The organism is Paraburkholderia sp. MM5384-R2 (genome assembly GCF_014201025.1).
GTDB classification, from domain to species: domain Bacteria; phylum Pseudomonadota; class Gammaproteobacteria; order Burkholderiales; family Burkholderiaceae; genus Paraburkholderia; species Paraburkholderia tuberum.
This window is the reverse complement of record NZ_JACHDI010000031.1, coordinates 39,014-57,455: the sequence shown is the minus strand read 5'-3', so window position 1 is coordinate 57,455 and position 18,442 is coordinate 39,014. Positions and strand designations below refer to the sequence as shown.

17 protein-coding genes and 3 pseudogenes are annotated in these 18,442 nt (G+C 57.5%); 14 read left to right on the top strand and 6 right to left on the bottom strand.

Annotation, left to right across the window (positions count from 1 at the left end):
• Positions 1-19 precede the first annotated feature (19 nt).
• Genes gmd through HDG37_RS32980 form a run of 4 tightly spaced genes read left to right on the top strand, consistent with a single transcriptional unit; the run spans position 20 to position 4,814 of the window.
• A complete protein-coding gene (gene gmd, locus HDG37_RS32995) occupies positions 20-1,138 on the top strand; it encodes a GDP-mannose 4,6-dehydratase (protein WP_184054973.1) in 1,119 nt (372 codons plus the stop codon).
• Positions 1,139-1,183: 45 nt separating this feature from the next.
• The gene (locus HDG37_RS32990) at positions 1,184-2,566 is read left to right on the top strand and encodes a hypothetical protein (RefSeq protein ID WP_184054971.1); all 1,383 of its coding nucleotides are present in this window, start codon (positions 1,184-1,186) and stop codon (positions 2,564-2,566) included.
• Entirely contained in the window at positions 2,551-3,717 is a 1,167-nt protein-coding gene (locus HDG37_RS32985; protein WP_184054969.1) for a glycosyltransferase, read from the top strand. The genes HDG37_RS32990 and HDG37_RS32985 overlap by 16 nt, the downstream gene beginning before the upstream one ends.
• Positions 3,718-3,755: 38 nt before the next feature.
• Positions 3,756-4,814, top strand: a complete 1,059-nt coding sequence (locus HDG37_RS32980) for an IS630 family transposase (protein WP_184054967.1) — start codon at positions 3,756-3,758, stop codon at positions 4,812-4,814.
• A gap of 170 nt (positions 4,815-4,984) precedes the next feature.
• Here HDG37_RS32980 and HDG37_RS32975 read toward each other — a convergent pair whose 3' ends face one another.
• Positions 4,985-5,935 carry a GDP-L-fucose synthase gene (locus HDG37_RS32975; RefSeq protein WP_184054965.1) on the bottom strand — a complete coding sequence of 317 codons (951 nt, stop codon included), beginning with the start codon at positions 5,933-5,935 and terminating at the stop codon, positions 4,985-4,987.
• Positions 5,936-6,334: 399 nt separating this feature from the next.
• Here HDG37_RS32975 and HDG37_RS32970 point away from each other — a divergent pair, with 399 nt between their 5' ends.
• Together HDG37_RS32970 and HDG37_RS32965 are read left to right on the top strand one after the other, a co-directional pair.
• The gene (locus HDG37_RS32970) at positions 6,335-6,856 is read left to right on the top strand and encodes a hypothetical protein (RefSeq protein ID WP_184054963.1); all 522 of its coding nucleotides are present in this window, start codon (positions 6,335-6,337) and stop codon (positions 6,854-6,856) included.
• The gene (locus HDG37_RS32965) at positions 6,853-8,013 is read left to right on the top strand and encodes a DegT/DnrJ/EryC1/StrS aminotransferase family protein (protein WP_184054961.1); all 1,161 of its coding nucleotides are present in this window, start codon (positions 6,853-6,855) and stop codon (positions 8,011-8,013) included. Before HDG37_RS32970 ends, HDG37_RS32965 begins: the two co-directional genes overlap by 4 nt.
• Positions 8,014-8,236: 223 nt before the next feature.
• Here the strand turns inward: HDG37_RS32965 and HDG37_RS32960 are convergent, their stop codons facing one another.
• The gene (locus HDG37_RS32960) at positions 8,237-9,004 is read right to left on the bottom strand and encodes a class I SAM-dependent methyltransferase (RefSeq protein ID WP_184054959.1); all 768 of its coding nucleotides are present in this window, start codon (positions 9,002-9,004) and stop codon (positions 8,237-8,239) included.
• Between the two features lie 490 nt (positions 9,005-9,494).
• Between HDG37_RS32960 and HDG37_RS32955 the strand changes: the two genes are divergently transcribed.
• The 3 genes from HDG37_RS32955 (at position 9,495) to HDG37_RS39745 (ending at position 12,034) form a co-directional block, all read left to right on the top strand.
• A complete protein-coding gene (locus HDG37_RS32955; protein ID WP_184054957.1) occupies positions 9,495-10,505 on the top strand; it encodes a GlxA family transcriptional regulator in 1,011 nt (336 codons plus the stop codon).
• Positions 10,506-10,939: 434 nt separating this feature from the next.
• Positions 10,940-11,464 (top strand): hypothetical protein, encoded by a 525-nt coding sequence (locus HDG37_RS39750; RefSeq protein ID WP_260335192.1) that lies wholly within the window; start codon positions 10,940-10,942, stop codon positions 11,462-11,464.
• A gap of 42 nt (positions 11,465-11,506) precedes the next feature.
• Positions 11,507-12,034, top strand: a complete 528-nt coding sequence (locus HDG37_RS39745; protein ID WP_311541724.1) for a glycosyltransferase — start codon at positions 11,507-11,509, stop codon at positions 12,032-12,034.
• A 12-nt stretch (positions 12,035-12,046) separates the two neighbouring features.
• Here the strand turns inward: HDG37_RS39745 and HDG37_RS32945 are convergent, their stop codons facing one another.
• The gene (locus tag HDG37_RS32945) at positions 12,047-12,307 is read right to left on the bottom strand and encodes an NAD-dependent epimerase/dehydratase family protein (RefSeq protein ID WP_260335191.1); all 261 of its coding nucleotides are present in this window, start codon (positions 12,305-12,307) and stop codon (positions 12,047-12,049) included.
• A 150-nt stretch (positions 12,308-12,457) separates the two neighbouring features.
• On the opposite strand from HDG37_RS32945, the gene HDG37_RS32940 reads away from it, so the two are divergent.
• Positions 12,458-12,808, top strand: a complete 351-nt coding sequence (locus HDG37_RS32940; RefSeq protein ID WP_260335190.1) for a hypothetical protein — start codon at positions 12,458-12,460, stop codon at positions 12,806-12,808.
• Here HDG37_RS32940 and HDG37_RS32935 read toward each other — a convergent pair.
• The gene (locus HDG37_RS32935) at positions 12,798-14,018 is read right to left on the bottom strand and encodes a glycosyltransferase (protein WP_184054955.1); all 1,221 of its coding nucleotides are present in this window, start codon (positions 14,016-14,018) and stop codon (positions 12,798-12,800) included. The genes HDG37_RS32940 and HDG37_RS32935 overlap by 11 nt on opposite strands.
• A gap of 365 nt (positions 14,019-14,383) precedes the next feature.
• Between HDG37_RS32935 and HDG37_RS32930 the strand changes: the two are divergent.
• Positions 14,384-14,683 (top strand): annotated as a pseudogene (locus HDG37_RS32930) (IS30 family transposase); the annotation flags it as partial.
• A gap of 802 nt (positions 14,684-15,485) precedes the next feature.
• Positions 15,486-15,740: a hypothetical protein gene (locus HDG37_RS32925; protein ID WP_184054953.1), complete on the top strand. Its 255-nt coding sequence runs from the start codon at positions 15,486-15,488 to the stop codon at positions 15,738-15,740.
• Positions 15,741-15,895: 155 nt separating this feature from the next.
• On the opposite strand, the pseudogene HDG37_RS39740 reads toward HDG37_RS32925, so the two are convergent.
• Positions 15,896-16,051: pseudogene (locus tag HDG37_RS39740) on the bottom strand (FAD-binding oxidoreductase); the annotation flags it as partial.
• An 18-nt stretch (positions 16,052-16,069) separates the two neighbouring features.
• A pseudogene (locus tag HDG37_RS39735) lies at positions 16,070-16,334 on the bottom strand (NAD-dependent epimerase/dehydratase family protein); the annotation flags it as partial.
• A gap of 352 nt (positions 16,335-16,686) precedes the next feature.
• Between HDG37_RS39735 and HDG37_RS32915 the strand changes: the two are divergent.
• Both HDG37_RS32915 and HDG37_RS32910 read left to right on the top strand, forming a co-directional pair.
• Complete coding sequence (locus HDG37_RS32915; RefSeq protein ID WP_184054951.1) at positions 16,687-16,851, top strand: hypothetical protein; 165 nt, start codon at positions 16,687-16,689, stop codon at positions 16,849-16,851.
• 52 nt (positions 16,852-16,903) lie between these two features.
• Positions 16,904-18,421, top strand: a complete 1,518-nt coding sequence (locus HDG37_RS32910) for a mannose-1-phosphate guanylyltransferase/mannose-6-phosphate isomerase (RefSeq protein WP_409260261.1) — start codon at positions 16,904-16,906, stop codon at positions 18,419-18,421.
• The last annotated feature ends 21 nt before the right edge of the window (positions 18,422-18,442 follow it).

Here is an 18,442-nt window from a genome sequence, read left to right as displayed (position 1 = left end):
AAAACAAGGAGAAGGAACCATGTCGAACAAGGTTGCACTGGTCACCGGTATCACAGGCCAGGATGGCTCTTATCTTGCTCAATTCCTGCTCGACAAAGGATATGAAGTGCATGGCGTCAAGCGGCGCACCTCGCTTTTCAACACGGATCGCATCGACCATTTATACGAGGACGACCATGCATCGCAGCGCCGCTTTCATCTTCACCATGGTGACCTGACCGACTCGTCGAGCATCTTGCGAATTATTCAGCGGGTGCAACCGGATGAGATCTATAACCTCGCCGCGCAAAGCCATGTTGCGGTTTCGTTTGAAGAGCCTGAGTACACGGCGAACGCGGACGGCCTGGGTGCGTTGCGCATGCTGGAAGCCGTGCGAATTCTGGGCTTCGAGAAGACGGCCCGGTTCTATCAGGCGTCGACATCGGAGTTGTTCGGACTCGTGCAGGAAGTGCCGCAACGGGAGAACACGCCCTTTTATCCGCGCAGTCCGTATGCGGTAGCGAAGATGTACGCGTACTGGATCACGGTCAACTATCGCGAGGCGTATGGCATATACGCTTGCAACGGCATTCTGTTCAATCATGAATCACCCGTTCGGGGCGAGACGTTCGTCACGCGCAAAATTACGCGCGCCCTTGCACGTATTGCAATCGGTTCGCAGAATTGCCTTTACCTTGGCAACTTGTCGGCGAAACGCGACTGGGGACACGCGCGCGATTACGTCCAGATGCAATGGCTCATGTTGCAACAGGACGAGCCGGAAGACTTTGTCATTGCATCTGGCGTGCAATACAGCGTGCGCGAATTCGTTCAGCAGGCGGCGTGCGAACTCGGCATCAAGCTTCGGTTTGACGGAAACGGAGTCGATGAAGTCGCGATCGTCGAAAGTGTGAGCAGCCGGGAATGCCGGGTCGCGCCCGGGACGGTGATCGTGCGAGTGGATCCTCGCTATTTTCGACCGACAGAGGTCGAGACCTTGCTCGGCGATCCGTCGAAAGCCCACGCGAAGCTGGGATGGGCACCGACCGTGACGTTCGGCGCTCTTGTCAGGGAAATGGTGTTGTCCGACTATCAGATCGCCAAGCGGGATGCGCTGATCACGCTGGCTGGCTACAGGGCGTTGGAGCATCACGAGTAAGGACGAAGTTTGGCCGAGTCGGCATGTAACTCAGGAGCGTGTGGAATGTCGCCGCGTTTCGTATTTTCACTCGCAGTCTTCACGGTCTTCGCGGCAGGCTTGGCGCAATACGCGGATCAGGCGCTTGGCGCGCTCGGCACCGGAGCAATCAACGTCTGGAACTTAAATTCGGCCGCCATGGATGAAGCAGGTGCTGTCAAGTACGTGAAGGACGCGAGTATCGCCTTGATCGGAGTCGGGTGGCCTCTTGCGCTCGGTTTGAATCGCTTTCGGGGGGGAATGCGTACGTTTATTCTGATGTTCTTCACGTGGATTCTTTGCATCGTATCGGTGGGACTCGTGCCGTTCATCGCAGGTTGGACGCCATTGTTCTTCCTACCTGCGGGATTGCGCTGGGTTCTGCTGATTCATGCGTCATTCGGCCTGTTTGTGTTCGCGAGTTTGCTGCCGGCCGAGAAGCAGGGACAAACGGCCCTCGTCCTCGCGTTGCTCGCGCTTGCCGCATTGGACTTTTACGTTGTCCTGCGACAATGGATACAACTCGGACAAATACAGCAAGTTCTATTTACGCAGGATCGGTACACGGGCCTGTTCAGTAACGCGGCGCTAGCAGGCATGTATGCGATTTCGCTTGCAAGCATGGTGCTCATTCTGGACCGCGCCCGGCTGTGTTATCGGCTTATATTGCTCTGCCTCGCAGTCGCGATTGCCGTCTCTTCGGGCACGCGATTCGCTATGCTCAGTATCGCGTCCATCGTCGGCGTAGTAGTTTGGGAAACGCTTGCGGGACGGCTGAGCCGTAATGATCGGATGCTGCTTGTGGTGACTGCGCTACCGATTGCTATTTGCCTCGCAATCGTTGGCTATTCTCACATGGTGGAAGCGGTCGGCCGCGGTGATGTGCTGACTGATCAACTCGACGAAGGCGGTCGTTTATCCAACCTCGGGAAGATAGCGGAGCAGTTGTCAGAGGCAACGCCGGGAGAACTATTTTTGGGGCGGGGCCTCGGGGTAGGCACGAACACAGCCGTCATGCTCCTCCAGCGTGCGGGCGTCGACCCTGAGCAATACCGGTTCAATCAGATCATCGATAACGCCTTCGTGACGATGCAGTTTCAAATCGGAATTGTGGGTATGCTAATTTTCGCGACGGGTGCGACGGCGTTTTTCTGGCGCATCCGTCCACGTCATTCGAGGCGTCAGTCAGTTCGATATGTGGTGTTCGTTGGGATCACGATTGCAGCCTGCATGGACGTCAACCTATTCGAGCAGTATCCACTGGTGACGACTCTGATGCTCTGCTTTGGGGACATCTACGGGTGCTCTCTCGGCGCGTATTTGTCCAAGCGTCGATCACGTGGCGTTGACTTGCGTGGCACCGAAGCAGGAGTCGCTGACGTGGAGCAGCAGAAATGCTTGTTTTCATAGCGCCTTACAGCGCCTCTAATCGTGGGGCGAATGTGAATCTGGGCGCCGCACGCAAGGTCGAGTTTTTTCTGGCGTTGGCATCGCAACTTTCCAAGGATGTTCTTTTGATCAATACGGGCCACATAGAGGCAGGATGGTCACGTAGAAAATGTCGGGATTCCGTCATCGGCACGCAACGCATTCGGGAGATTTCGCTTCGCTGCTACCCTGTAAGGCCCATCGGCAAGCTGCTGAACCTCTTCGAAGTCTCGGCGCTGAGCGATGAGATAGCGAAGATCGGCAAGCCCGAAGCCGTATGGATCTATAACGCGTACGCGTTCGAGTCGATGCTCGCTCGCGTGCTGACGCACCGGTTCGGTGCGCGTCTGATCCTGCAGTTCGAAGATTGGCTGCTTTCTCGTCGCCGCTGGCATCCGAAGCCGTTGCTCGACTTCGTCGCATGGCGATATCTGTTACCCGCTCCATCGTTATGTCTTGCGGTTAACGATCACTTATCGACACGCGAACATCAACGCAGCGGTTGTCCCGTGGTGCTGTGTCCGGGCGTGGTGTCGGACGATCTCATTGAGGCTTGTGGACAGCGGCGTCCATTCTCGCGAACGGCAGATGCTAGAACGATGGTTGGCTATTTCGGTGGGCTGAGCGTCGAGAAGGGTGCTGACGTGGTTCTCGACCTGATCCGGAAGTCCGGCGGACGCCTCATGTTTCACGTCTGCGGAACGGGTCCGCTGGCACGCGAGTTCGTCAGGCTGTCCGCCGAAGATTACCCGGTGCACTTCCACGGTCGGGTGGACGAAAGAGTCTTGTTCAAATTGATTTCCGACTGTGACGTGCTGGTGAACCCGCATGTTTCGATAGAGAAAATGGGTAACGGGGTCTTTCCTTTCAAGGTTGTTGAATATGTCGCGTCGGGAAGATTGGTCATTTCCACCGAACTTCCCCCGATGAGCATGAAGGAGATTCACGACGCCATATGCTTTGTTTCCGCGGATGCAAGGTCCATCGCCGATGCGTTGGCAAACGCAGAGCAGACGTATCGCCGCAAACGCATGAACATCGAGCGGGCAATGAAAGCAGCCGCCCAACTTCTGACGCGGGACGCGCTGGAAAGGTCGATTTCCAGGGCTTTGAGCAGTCGAATCAAGGACTAGTCCATTGAACCAATGAAATTGCACTGAGCTAATAGTGCATGGGCAAAATGAATCTGAGTGAAACCGAGCGCGAAGAGCTGATGTCGATGCAGCGCAGCCGCACGATGGCCGTTGGCCAGGTGAGGCGTGCGCGGTTGATCCTGCTGCTCGACGAAGGAGCCTCGCGTGCGGCGATCATGGCGGAATTGCGTTGCGATTCGCGTTTCATTACGACGTGGCAAATGCGTTTCACCTGTGAGCGTTTGGCTGGGTTGTACGGCAGACATCCAGGCCGGGCACCGCGACCTGACCTGGCGGTCCTTGAAGCGAGAGTGCTCGACTACACACTGCGACGTAAGCCGGCCGACGGCTCGACACACTGGAGCAGCCGCAAACTGGCGGCACAGTTGGACATGGCCTTCGTGACGGTGCAGCGTATTTGGCGCAAGCACGACATTCGGCCACATCGTCTCGATACCCACATGGTGTCCAACGATTCCGACTTTGAGGCGAAGGCAGCCGACGTGATCGGGCTGTACCTCAATCCGCCGTTGCATGCGGTGGTGTTCTGCGTGGACGAGAAGACAGCCATCCGGGCGCTGGATCGCAAGGACCGGATGTTGCCGCTGTCGCCTGGACGCGCCGAGAGCCATGGCTTTGAATACAAACGCAACGGCACCCTAAGCCTGTTCGCCGCATTGAATGTTGCCACCGGTGAGGTGTTGGGCAAAACCGCCCCACGCCATACCAGTGCCCAGTTTGTTGCGTTCCTCACGGAGGTGGTATGGGCACAGCCGCGCGGAAAGGAGATTCACGTGATCTGCGACAACGTGAGCAGCCACAAAACCAACGCCGTTCAAACATTTCTGGTCGACCATCCGAAAGTGTCGATACATTACACCCCGACGTATTCGTCATGGCTGAATCAGGTCGAGAACTGGTTTGCACGCATCCAGCGCGACGACATTGCGCGTGGCGTATTCGCCAGCACCAATGATCTCAACAAAAAGCTCGTGCGTTATATCTGTCAATACAACAAGCAGGCGCGCTCATTGAAATGGAAGTACTCCGATCCATCGCGGCGAATCCGGTGCAATTCATCCGGTTCAACGGACTAGGCCGACGCTTTGATCAAGCCGCTCTAGCCGGAATGACCTGTCGCGGCCTTGAAAGGGACATGATTTGCTGGCATCGAGGGACAGGAACCGCAGTCGGCAGACGGGTACCCTGGATACCAGGGGCGGAACTTCAATCCGTGGTGCAGGATCGCGCACGCCGCGTGAATTCGTCAGGCGCTGGCGAGCCCGGTACGCTGCACGTCATTCTCGAAGTCGGCGTAGGTTGAGGCGATGCCCTCTCTGAGCGTAATCGTGGGCGCCCAACCCAGAGCGGCGAGCTTCGATACGTCGAGCAACTTTCGCGGCGTCCCGTCGGGCTTGGACGAGTCGAATCTCAGCGATCCAGAAAAACCGACGACATCGCAGATCAGTCGTGCGAGGTCGGCAATCGCTATGTCCTTTCCATATCCGACATTAAACATGCCCTCGACCAGGTCGTTGCTCAGCAGGACGAGAACCGCGGACGCCAGATCGTCTACATGAAGGAATTCCCGTCTCGGCAATCCGGAGCCCCATACCGAGAGCGATTCGAGTCCGTTCAGCTTTGCCTCGTGCGCCTTGCGGATGAGCGCGGCCAGCACATGGCTGCCTTGAAGATCATAGTTGTCGTTGGGGCCATAGAGATTCGTGGGCATCACCGATATGAAGCGCGTTCCGTATTGCTTGTTATACGTTTCACAAAGCTTGTGACCCGCGATCTTTGAGATGGCATAGGCTTCGTTGGTTTGTTCGAGAGCGCTCGTGAGCAGGTAATCCTCTTTTATGGGCTGAGGGCAAATCTTTGGATAGATGCACGATGAACCGAAAAAGACGAGCTTCTGCGTGTGACTCTTGAATGCTGCATGAATCACATTGGTTTCGATGACGAGGTTCTCGTAGAGAAACGAAGCCGGCTGAGTCGAATTGGCATGAATTCCGCCGACTTTGGCTGCGGCCAGGAGGACGACGTCTATATGCTCTCGAGCGAAAAAATCCATCACGGCGCGCTGATCCAGCAAGTCGAGCGACTGTCTCGAGGCCGTGATCACGTGATCATATCCGGAACTGGCAAGGCGCCGAAGGAGAGCCGAGCCGACCATTCCCTTATGTCCGGCGACATAGATGCGAGAGTTTTTGTTCATGTGAATGGCCAATAGTCGAGAGAGACACGTCGGTCGGAACGTGAGTTGCCCCGCCACTTGATTCAAAGGGCTACGACGTGCGATTTCATCAGCTTAGCAACGCATATGGACCATTCAAGGTCATGGCGGACGGTGCCAATATATTGGCGCGGTCCGTGTGCGCCTCTCCGCGGTCGTTGCCGAGGATATAAAGATGCGCGAGGTGACGCCGCAACGTAATACCCCGGTCAGCCAACTTCATTCCGTATTCGGCCATCTGACCGTGTGAGCGCCGAAGCGATCCTATGCTTCGGGGGGGACGCATGAAGGACCTCCGTGGGCCAATTTATGTCGTAAGCGGCCTTGCTCCCGGAAGGTTCGGTGTGTCGGGATACTACGGGCTCTCTTCGAGGAACAAAAATGGAAGCTCTATCGATAACGGGCAACGCAGAGGTCGTTGATGATTCGAATTTCGAAGTAGTCTCGTTCGAAGGTGAAACGCTCGCCATGATCATCCGGGATTCGTTCTCGAGAAGTGGTGTGAGTTTCTTTACTCCGAAGGAGTTTCCTCAGCAACTCGCGTACATGGAACATCCCGCCGGAAAAGTGATCGACGCGCATCTTCACTGCAAGTTGGTGCGGCAGATCGAATGGACGCAAGAGGTGCTGTTCGTCAAGCGTGGCCGTGTCCTGGTGAAATTCTATACGCCCGATAAGGACTACCTGTCGAGCCGTGTACTGTACGCGGGCGATGTCATCTTGCTGGCGTCGGGCGGTCACGGCTTCGAGATGCTCGAGGACGCGTCTTTCTTCGAAGTCAAACAAGGGCCCTATATGGGAGAGCAGGAAAAATTGCGCTTCGCGTCCGCAGACCTGAGCCGATCCAGTGAAGCGAGCAACGGCCCAGGCGTCGAGCTTGAAGTTAAGGACGGTGCGCGATGATTCCGGTCAACGAACCCCTGCTCGACGGAAAGGAGCGCGTCTATCTGAACGAATGCATTGAAAGCGGGTGGATTTCTTCGGACGGGGCGTTCGTCGAGCGTTTCGAGCGTGCGATGGCGGGTTACGTCGGCCGGAGACACGCGATTGCCGTCGCGAACGGCAGCGCTGCGTTGGACGTGGCGGCGGTGGCTCTGCGGCTCGGTCCCGACGACGAAGTTATCATCCCCACACACACGATCATATCGTGCGCATCGGCCATTGTTCGCACCGGTGCCCGCTTGAGACTGGTCGACTCAAGTCCGGATACGTGGAACATGGACGTGACGAAGATCGAAAGCGCTATCACGAGCCGGACGCGGGCGATCATGGCCGTGCACACTTTCGGTCTGCCGGTGGATATGGCTCCGTTGCTGGATATCGCAAGGAAATACGGCCTCGTTGTGATCGAAGATGCTGCGCAGGCAATCGGACAAACCTATAACGAAGCGAAGTGCGGCAGTTTCGGCGATATATCGTGCTTCAGCTTCTACGCCAACAAGCACATCACGACGGGGGAAGGGGGCATGATCGTCTGCGACGACGACGAGCTGGCTACGCGCGCGAGAAGTTTGCGAAACCTGTGTTTCAAGCCTGAGAGGCGATTCGTCCACGAAGAGCTTGGCTGGAATTATCGGATGAGCAACCTCCAGGCGGCTGTCGGGCTAGCGCAATTCGAGAAGCTAGATGCGCACGTCGCGCGAAAGCGCGAGTTGGGCCGCCGCTACGAAAGCCTTTTGCGGGGAGTGCCGGGAATCGGGCTGGCGCCGGTGGCGTTGCCATATGCCGAGAATATCTATTGGGTCTTCGGTATGGTGTTGGACGACAGCTTGCCCTTTGGTGCCGACGAGCTCCGGTCCATGCTGGCGGAGGCAGGTGTCAGCGCGCGGCCGTTCTTCTGGCCGATGCACGAACAGCCGGTTTTTCTCAAGCAAGGGATGTTCAAGGGAGAGAATTTCCCGATTGCCGAATGCATGAGTCGCAGGGGATTGTATCTGCCGAGTGGTCTCGCGCTTACCGAAGCACAGCAGGACTACACGGTGGGCGTGGTGCGCGACATGCTGGCCACCGCCTTTTCGCGAAGTTTCCGCAACAGCAGGTCAAGTTCTGCGCGGTGCTGACCGACTGCTCGCCGCAGCAAATATGGCCCGTCACGCAACGGAACAAACACTTGATCCTGGTGGCAGGTGGTGGCACGCGGCTTTCGGCGGACCGCTTTGACGCGATGCGCTTAGCCAGCGCAGGACTGCCTGGCGGTTCAGGATCGACTCATCGACGAGGCTGGCTATGACATGCCATTCGTTGTATTTTGCGACGTTCTCCCGCTCGGGCTGTTTCCGAGCATCACCGTTTTCTCGCGACGAATGTCGCTGAGAGATCGGTAGCACTCAACTCGCCGCCCATGCACTTCAAACTGTCCAGGACCTCGAATCCGCTGAGGTCCAGCATCAGTTCGATCTCGGGCTTGAACATGTAGCGCATCACATGCGTCTCGAGGACGGTCTCGACCGACTGCGTTTTCAAATCCGTTAGCAGGACGGTGTAATTGAACGCGACAGTATTGTCATGAGGATGCATCGTGGGCTCGGCGATTCGTATCGCCGCGGTTTCTTCGCTGGAGGCGCGTTTGATGCGTACGTCGGGCGGAGCGGCGAGCACCGCGGGACCGTACCAGCAATCGAACACGAACAGTCCTGATGGCCGCAGGTGCGTCGCGGCGGTGTGACACATCGCCATGAAATCGGAGTTGGTCGTTTGATAGCTCGCAACATGGAAGAGCGAGACGACTGCGTCGTAGAGTTCATTGGTGCGGACGATCCGTGCGTCGCCTTGCTGAAACGTCAGTCGCTTCGCTACTGCGCCTGGCAGAGTGGTACACCTGGCAGCGGCTCGGGCTAGCATATCGGCGCTCATGTCAACGCCAGAAACACAAAATCCCGCGGCTGCGAATTGCGCCGCGTGGCGTCCGGTGCCGCAACCTAGATCCATCACGTGACCTCCAACTATTCCGTACCGCCCGAGCAATCCGGTGACAAACGACGCTTCCGCCTCGTAGTTCTTGTCATGATAGAAAAGATCATAGTATTGCGAATATCTCGTGCTGAAGCTCATGAAGCGACTCCATGTCTGGTCGTATGGCGGTGGCGAAGTCCACGCGTGACGCGAACGCACTCTTGTTTATTCGAAGGCAACCAAAGCCAAAGCCAAAGCCAAAGTCAAAGCTCAGGGTGCTTATGAGAAAGGGTATCTAGCGGGGATTTTCAGACTACATGCATGACCGTTTTCAGCAAGGTGTTGACGGCTCGTTTCCTTGCTGAAGCATTCGCCGTCTGATCGGTCTATCGCTCAGCAAGTCCAGTGGGTCGGGAAACCCTGATGAGCGGCTTTATGGTTTTCACTTTCAGCGCTGAAGAAATCAGACGATGTTTTGGTCTTGTCGATACTGGGAGCGACGTTCTCGGCCAGAAACATGCTTTTGGCGGACATCGCGGCAATTGTGGATCGAATATGGCACTAAGCTCACGAGGTCATACGCTTTCCACAGCGTTCCAACGCAAGCCAGAGCAGCGATCCAGAACCGAAGCAAAATGGAGGTAACGGCATGTCCCACGCTACTAGCTTAGGCGATGCAGGAGATAACGGTATTTTCCACCGATTTAAAGAACACGCAGTCAAGCTCATAGGAATTTTGTTGTACGACGGTTTTTCGCTGCTGGAAGCGGGCACCCTTGCCGAGGTGCTTCATATCGCCAACGAGATTCAGTCTCGCAGTCTGAGAAGAAACGCAACTTACAGCGTCCGTCTAGTCTCTGCCTGCGGTGGGATGATAGCCTGTTCGTCATCCGTTTGCGTTTGGACCGAGCGCCTGGGCGGCCAGCGTTTCCAAGGCTTCGACGCACTGTATATTGCGGGCGGACCCGGCGCAAAGCGTGCAGCCGCCGACGAAGTGCTCATTGGGTTATTGACCATAGCATGTTCGCAGACCGGCGTCGTCAACCCTCTCGGCAACGGCGACTTGCTGCTGGCGGCAGCGGGCATTTCTCGGCGCGATTGGGCTTCGGTCGATTCGGGCATCTGGAGTCCGGAGACGTCTAACGTCGCGGCGTCGACCGAAGGCGGCGATGCGCTGATCAACTCGCTCGCGCTCGTGAAGCGGGACCTCGGATACGACATCGCGACAGCGGTTGCCGATCACTTCACCGTCTCCAAAGATCAGAATTTGACGACCATGCTGAGCACCATGGGAACGAACACGCAGGCGGAAAAGGCACAGGAATCCGCGCGCTGGCTCGAGCGAAATTGCGGACGCCCGGTTTCAATAGGCGACGCGACTCGTACGGTGGCGATGAGCGAGCGGAACTTCCTGCGTCTGTTCAAGCGCGAGATGGGAGTGACACCGTCGCAATATCTTTTGCGAGCGCGCCTCGATCTCAGTTGTGAACTGTTGGTCAGAAGCGACTTGCCGATAGACAAGATCGCTCGCAGGGTTGGACTGACGAATGGCGAGCGGCTTTCGAAAGTGTTCAGGAGGCAATTCTCGATGTCGGCGACGGAATATCGCTGTCAAAAGAAAACCGGCGCCACGGCCGATCCTGTGGAGAGGTCCGCTTAGGAACTGGCCAGGTTTCGTGGAGAAACAGATCTTCACGCATCTGTTCGCCTCGGAAGCTCGATGCCCGAGGGTCGCATGAGCGTTATATGAGCCTTGCACAAGGGCTTTTCTCAGGAAGCCGTCGGACCGGCCAAATACCTGCCTTAATCAGTCACGAACGGCACCAGCAAGCTCGCGCAATCTAAATTCAAGCAGAGCGCGAGAACCGTTGTCGAGCGCTGCAATCGTCATATAGATGGCCAAGAAACATGGAGCGAGGAGTGACGAATTCAAACGGTTCCCTGGAACGGCCTATTCGCATGGTCGCATTTATAGACTATGAACATACCTGTGATGGGGTTATCAGCAGGCGAAGAATGCTACCTTGCTGCTAAAGAGTCTTCCGCCGGAACTTTGCGCGGTTGAGTTTGTGACGACGCGGCGATCCACCATCGATGATCTGCGACGCAGCGGCATTGAGCCTATTTTTTTTCCCGGTGCCCCGCTTGCGCGGACTGGCGGCGAGACTCGGTTCAATATATAACCGTGGAGGCCCGCGCGCGTTTCTGCGGAAACCGGGCAAGAGCGCTTCGGTGGACCGCTTGCTTTCGGTGATGCGCGCGGACATGGCGTACTTCACAACGCCGTCCCACCTCGCACTGGCGATTGATCGATTCAACTACCTGTTCACCGTTTGGGATCTGTCATACCGCGACGACGTCGAGTTTCCCGAAGTCCGGATCAAGCACGAATTCGAGCGTCGCGAATTTCTGTACGGATCTGCCTTGAAGAAGGCCTGCGGCATCTTCGTCGATTCGCAGGCCGGCCGCGAGAAGGTTGTCAGGCGATATGGAGTAGACAGCGAACGCGTGCATTTGATGCCATTCTCGCCCGCCCGCGCGACAGTGCTTTCCGAGGAGGCGTACGTGGAGCACTTCGTCGATCTCAAGACGAAGTACAAAATTCCGCGCGATCTGTAATACGTCTACTATCCCGCGCAGTTCTGATCGCACAAGAACCATGTGTTTCTGTTGAAGGGACTGCACGCGCTGGAGTCCCGCTATGGCATCCGTGTAGGTGCGGTCTTCACAGGAAGCGATTTCGGCAACATGAGATACGTGCGTTCGGTCGCCGCCGATCTCGGTCTGGGCGAGCGTGTGTTCTTTCTCGGTTTCGTTCCGGACGGCGACGTGCCTTACTTGTATCGCGAGTCGATCGCGTTAGTGATGCCCACATATTTCGGCCCGACCAATCTGCCGCCACTCGAGGCGTTCAGTCTGGGCGTACCGGTCCTTTACCCGGACCTCGAGGCGCTGCGCGAGCAAGTCGGCGACGCGGGACTGCTGGTCGATCTGGCTCGGCCCGACAGCATGGCGGATGCGCTTTTCAGTCTGATCGACCAGCCTGCATTGCGCCAGTTGATGATCGAGCGCGGCACGCGGCGTCTTGCGAGCAACGATGACGCAGCCCGCTTGTCGACGCTAGAGCGGGTGCTCGAACGATATCGCACCCGTGCGGTGTGTTGGGGAGAGGAAGCCTGGATGAATTAGAGTACGGTGAGGTCACAGACGAGACGGGCGAGATCCGCGATTGCAGTGTCCCCGTCCGTATCCGATATTGAAGACGCCTTCGGCCCCGTCGGCGTCGAGCAAGGCCAGCGCGGCCGACCCGGGGTCGTTGACGTGCAGGAACTCCCGGTTCGGAGAGTCGGAGCCCCAGACGGAAATCGACTGAACGCTTTGTGCGCCCAGGACGGCGAGATGATGGGCGACCGACGCGCCGATGACACCAGCGCCAATCACGATGAAATCGTAGTGGCTCATGTGGACCTCTGTGTGGGCAATGAGGCGAATTCTAGGAAAACGTTGGCTGCAGCAATTTTGTATTAGGCAAACTTATGCCGAGCCAATGCAATTACTCATCCTGCACACCAACCCTGTGAACCCCGGCACCATGCTGTCGTGCCGCACAGGATGACCGGCAAGTCACCCATGCGAGCGGAGCATTTCAAGAGACGAACCCCGACCCCGATCGATCTGCGCGCGCTACAGGCATTCGTCGCCGTGTGCGAAAGCGGCTCGATGACGTGCCGCGAAGCAGCTCGGCCTGAGCCAGAGCGCGGCCCGAATGTAACGGGGCGCGCGTTGGTGGAGTTGGCGGGGCCATTGATCGAGCATGCGCAGATGGTCAGAGCCCGCATCGGCGATGCCTCGCATACGGGCAAGATGCCGGTGCGGCTGGGTTGCGTCGATTCGTTCGCGGCGACTTTGCCACGATTTCACGATTCTTGCTCGTTCTTCCATAAACAGCAGATCAAGCTATAGCCTGGTTGGATACGAGGCGCTCCAGTGCCTCGTCAAACAACGGCCGAAAGTCAAGAAAGTTGTCAAAGCAACTAAGTGCGCGCCTTCGGTAACCTTCGTAATCTTCTGCGATGCGAGAGAGCGCATCCAGTATCTCGGAGGGCTGACTGACAGCGATTCCGCATCCGCTGACATCCATCATTCGCTGTAGCGAAGGCAGATTTCGCACTACGACCGGGATCCCGTTTCGCAGGCAAAATGCCAACTTCCCAGATGCCGCTGCCATCTGGTGAAAGTTTGGCCCTATATCGTCCGCGTAATAAACCACCCCTGCCCATGCGGATGCGTAGATGCTATCGAGCTGGTCATAAGGAACTGGATCAAGTGACAAGATAGCCCGATTCTGGCTCGCGTTCGAAACTTCGCGGATGTACGGATCATCGATGGTACGGCGGCGCCGTTCATGAAATAGCAATCGATAGGGGTCTGGCCACGAAGCTGCGGCGCGAGCCAGTTCAATGGATTGCATTTCTCGAGAAATCATGCCTGCATGTAAGACGATCCTGATATTGGGCGGCAGTGAAAATCGGCGATGAAGAAAAGCAGTGTCGACACCGCCTGGACGACCCATAGGGGAATTAGGCACATATGCTATGCGCTGCTTAGTGAATCCGTTCTCGAGAGCTAGCGAACGCCCCCGCTCTTCGTCTTGAGCTATGACGAGGTCTGCTCCACGACTCAGCGAGATCTCGCGCTTCTTCGCCCAGCGTATGACTGGGTTTCGGATAGTGCTGAGTAGATATATTTCGAGTGACCAGTAAGCCAGGCGACGAACCTTTGATTTACGAGCCACCGCGTTTGCCGCTATCAAACCAAATAGGTCAACACCGAATGCGACGTCGTAGGATCGTCCCCGCAGCTCGTCTACCGCTCCGAACGCGAAATCATGTACGCTAACCGCCAATGCTGCACAATTCAATGCGCTTCGTATCCACGCCGGGCACCATCGTTGGCTTTCTAGGCCCCGGTTCTTTTTCTGCAGAGCTATGATCGTCACACCCGCTGGGAACCCGGGCGCGTCCGGATAGTCCGCACCAAGGTCTCGCACGACTACGTCGACTCGATAGCCATTTTCAGCCAACCGACGGATCGCATTGATGATGCTCGGGGCCGCCCCGATGTACTCTTCCCAAAAACAGATCAGCGCTCGCGGGGCGGGCGGGTTCGGCATGGTGGTCTCCGCATTCGTTTGTAGCGAAATCTTAATGTAACTTCCGGTTCAGCCGGCGATACTGACGGATAATGGCAAGTAGTTGGCCGACGACGCGGCGCGTTTGCAATAGCAATGTGAAACAGACGGCGCGATCAAATCTGAACTGCAACACCTTCCTCGTGTAAGGTGCGCACATGCAAAAAAGAAGAACGTATCAGCAGCTTCAGCCTGAAGAGCGCATGACCATTGCAAGCATGAAGCAGCAGGGTTCGAGTGTTCGGCCATGGCCCGAACTGTGAGCCGCGAGCTGACCAGAAACACGTGTTCTGTCGTGGGCTATGCGTCTGCCCCGGCGGAGTCGCTCAGCACGAGCCGACGCCGGCAATCAGTCTTCCGTCGGCGTGCTGGTTGAGCGCACCAGTCGCCTGGTGCTGCTGGCGAAGATGGAAGACGCCACCGCCGCTTCGGCACTGGCGGGCTTCACTGCCAAAGTGAATTCGATCGCCGCCCCACTGCGCCAGAGCTTCACTTACGACCAGGGTAAGGAAATGACCCGGCATCAGGAGGTCAGCGCCGCCACCGGCGTGCGTGTGTACTTCTGCGTTCCGCACGGTTCATGGCAACGCGGTACCTGCGGGAACACCAACGGGCTGCTGCGGCAGTATCTGCCCAAGAGTACTGACGGCACTATCACGTTGCTGAGACGGTCGGGTAAGCTTGGTACAGAACCATACCTTTGACAGGTGAGGCACAAGCGAGTCCATTAAAAGGCTTCTCGGAATCTCTGTCTCGCCGCAGTCCTCGAAGTTTTTATTCAGTTCCCGACCAATGACAATATCAGGGAGTTTCGCATCGAGGCAACGGCGCAGCGCTTCGATGATCTGTTTATTGAACTCTAACCCACGCTTATAGCACCCTCGAAAATGTGCGCGATATCCAGTTCGCGCATTGAAGAACCAATCGAATAACCCAACGCCCACGGCGAATTGGACAACAGCGCGGGAGTCGTCCGGTTGGGCCTCTGCGTGTTCGCGTCCGAATCGCACTACGCCGAGACCGAACGCCTCATCCAATGCCTTCACGGTTGCCTCCAGCAGTGCGCTTGGCGGTCCTGCCATTTCGAGTGTAAAGGCTCGATTAAGGTCGGAGCATGCTATCTGGTCAAAGCGCCAGCTTGAGTTGTCCGGAAGACCTGTGCACCGGGGATCGGGCATTGCGTAACCCGCATGGCGAGCATCCAATAACAGCTTCCATCTTTCAACGTCCCACTATCCCAACGTTTCTCGCACAAACTGCATAGCACACACGCCGATAGACCAACATGCCAAAACAGTCCGCCTTGAGATGTAAAATCCGCCGAAACGCCGGTTTTTGCAGGTAGCTCGAGCGCCTCTGCATCGCTAAAGGTCAGGGTTTCGGGGATGAAGTTTTGTCAAAAACCCGGCGCTAAGCCCCGTTAGAACAGTGTTGCAGCATGGAGCCATCTTGAAAAAAGTATTCGTCACCGTGTTTTTAGTGTCGCTCGCGGCGTACGCCAATGCCAGTTCGGCCGATACGCCCTCGCAACAGGCCGCTGATAGGGGCTATGGGAACCTGCACAGCCAATCCCTCGCACCCATTAAACCGTCCAATCGGGCTCCGCAATCCGGTGCAAAAACGAGCAAGCTGACGAAGCAGCAAGCGGCAGACAGGATCTACGGAAATATTCACAGCAACAGCATGAAGCCGCTCAACAAGTAAACCGAGCCGGATTGCGGGAAAGGTCAGGGTTTCGGGGATGGTTTTTCAGGGTTGTATATCTCAATGCAAGGCAGCCCGCGACGCGGGCGCGTCAGCCGGTAGGGAAAGCATCGCGGGGAGTCGGTGTGCAACGTTGGAACCCCGGCCCTCTGGCCGACGAAACCACAGGACGCTTCGTCGTCGCCGAGATAGTCAGCGAAATTATTGAACGCCCACCACGAAGCGCGCGCGAGTTCCACGTTCTGGCGCACCGAATAGTGCGTGCGCAACAGGCCGGACGACTGTGACGTGCTGCCCGCGCCGATCATGCCCTGTTCGATAATCAGCACCCCGTTGAGCTTTGCCTCGTGTGCCGTACGGATGAGCGCAGCCAGCACATGCCCGTTCTGCAAATCATCGTTGTCGTTCGGACATCACCGATATGTACCGCGTTCCGTGCTGTCGGTTATACCCCTCGCAAAGCTTGAGCCCGGCGACGTTCGCGATAGCGTAGGCTTCGTTGGTATGCTCGAAGCTGCTCGTGTGCAGGTACTCTTCCTTTACGGGCTGCGGGCAACACTTTGGATAAGTGCATGATGAACCAAAGAAGAGCAGATCGGGTGGTGATAGCCGTGACTGGCAATGCGCCGGAGAACGCCGAACCAACCATACCCTTGTGTCCAGCGACATAGATCCGGGAAGTCTTTATTCATGTTGGTGCCCAATCGTCCATTGAGGCGCATTGATCCGAAGGTGATTTCAAGTGGAGCGTGGATCCTGAAAGGCCCGACGTGCGATTCTCAGGTTAGTGACGGGTGTAGACAGCGTGTGAGACCACCTTGCACCGCGAGACTCGCTTCAGCCAACGTCATGGCATATTCGGTCAACCCGTCCAGTGACCCTGGAACTTGCTCCTATGCTTGCAGACGCGTGAGGTCGTTCTCTTTTCATCAAGCGGGGCCGCGTGATGGTCAAGCTCTATACGGCCGATCGGAAATTCCTGACGAGCCGCGTGCTGTGCGCGGGTGATGTCAACTTGCTGGCCTCAGGTGGGCACGGGTTCGAGGTCATCGACGACGTATCTTTCATCGAAGTCAAGCAGGGCGCTTCACGGCGAACCCATAACCGATGAATCGAATTGGCGATGCCGGGAAGTACGTGTTCGACGCAAGACCAGAGGGTGGATGATGGAAGACGCGGGGAGTTCTGAAGACGCAACGGCAGCGGCGATCGCAGAAGCGTCGCTCGGTCACTCCTGTCGGCGCATCGTCCCGGTCATTCTCGCAGGCGGATCGGGCACGCGCCTCTGGCCGATGTCGCGTGAGCAGTTTCCAAAGCAGTTGATCGATGTGGTCGGACGGGATTCATTGCTGCAGGCTACCGTCACACGGATGGAGGGTTTCGTCGGCGGCTTCGACGTCGACACTCAGCCGATTATCGTGTGTGGGGAGGAACACCGGTTCCAGACAGAAGAGCAGGTGCGGGCGTGCGGCGTCTGCGCGAAGATTATCGTCGAGCCTGCGCGGCGCGATACCGCGCCGGCGCTCACGCTCGCGGCGCTCGCAGCCGTTAATGAGGATGACGACGCGATCATGGTGGTGATGCCGTCTGATCATTCCATCTCAGACATTCCGGCGCTGCATCGTGCGATCGCAATTGCCGCTGAATATGCCGAACGCTCCATGATCGTGACGCTCGGCGTTGCGCCCACACGGCCGGATACCGGCTTTGGCTACATCCGAATCGGCGACGCCTTCGAAAACGGCGCACATCTGATCGACCGCTTCGTCGAAAAGCCCACGACCGAACTCGCCGCGCAGTACGTCGCTGCAGGCACCTACTGGTGGAACAGCGGCATCTTCATCGTGCGAGCGGGCGTGTGGCTCGAAGCGCTAGCCAAGCTCAACGGCGACATGCATGCGGCCTGCACCGCGGCGTTCGCGGAAGGCAAGGCGGACGACAACTTCATTCGTCCTTGCCCGTTTCAGTTCGGCCGTGTGCCGGCGGATTCCATCGACTATGCGGTAATGGAGCACATCGGCGCGGCCGGCTCGCCTTGCAAAGGCGTGGTCGTGCCATTGGCGGCGGGATGGTCGGACCTTGGATCCTGGGATGCCGTGTGGGAAGCGATGGAAAAGGACGGACTCGGCAACGTCGCGAGCGGGCGTGTCGTTTTCGAAGGCGCGACCTCGAGCTATGTGCGCGCCGAGGGCGGGCGGCTGGTTGCATGCGTTGGCACCTCCAACGTAGTCGTCGTCGACACGGACGACGCCGTGCTCGTCGCCGACCGCTCGCACGCGCAGGACATCAAGACGCTGGTGGCGCGCTTTCGCGAGCAGCGCGCGCCTGAAGCCGAGACGCACCGGAAGGTGCGCCGTCCGTGGGGCTTCTACGATGCGATCGAGCGCGGCGAGCGGTTTCAGGTGAAGCGCATCGTGGTTGCGCCAGGCGCTCGCCTGTCATTGCAGATGCACCACCATCGCGCCGAGCACTGGGTCGTCGTGCGCGGCACCGCGCTCGTGACACGGGGCGAGGACCAGTTTCTTCTTTCAGAAAACCAATCGACCTTCATTCCGCTCGGCGTGCAGCATCGGTTGGAGAATCCGGGCAAAGTGCAGCTCGAAATCATCGAGGTTCAATCGGGCAGTTATCTCGGCGAGGACGATATTGTGCGCCTGGACGACTGCTACGGCCGAATTTGACCCTCGGTTGATACGCACGTG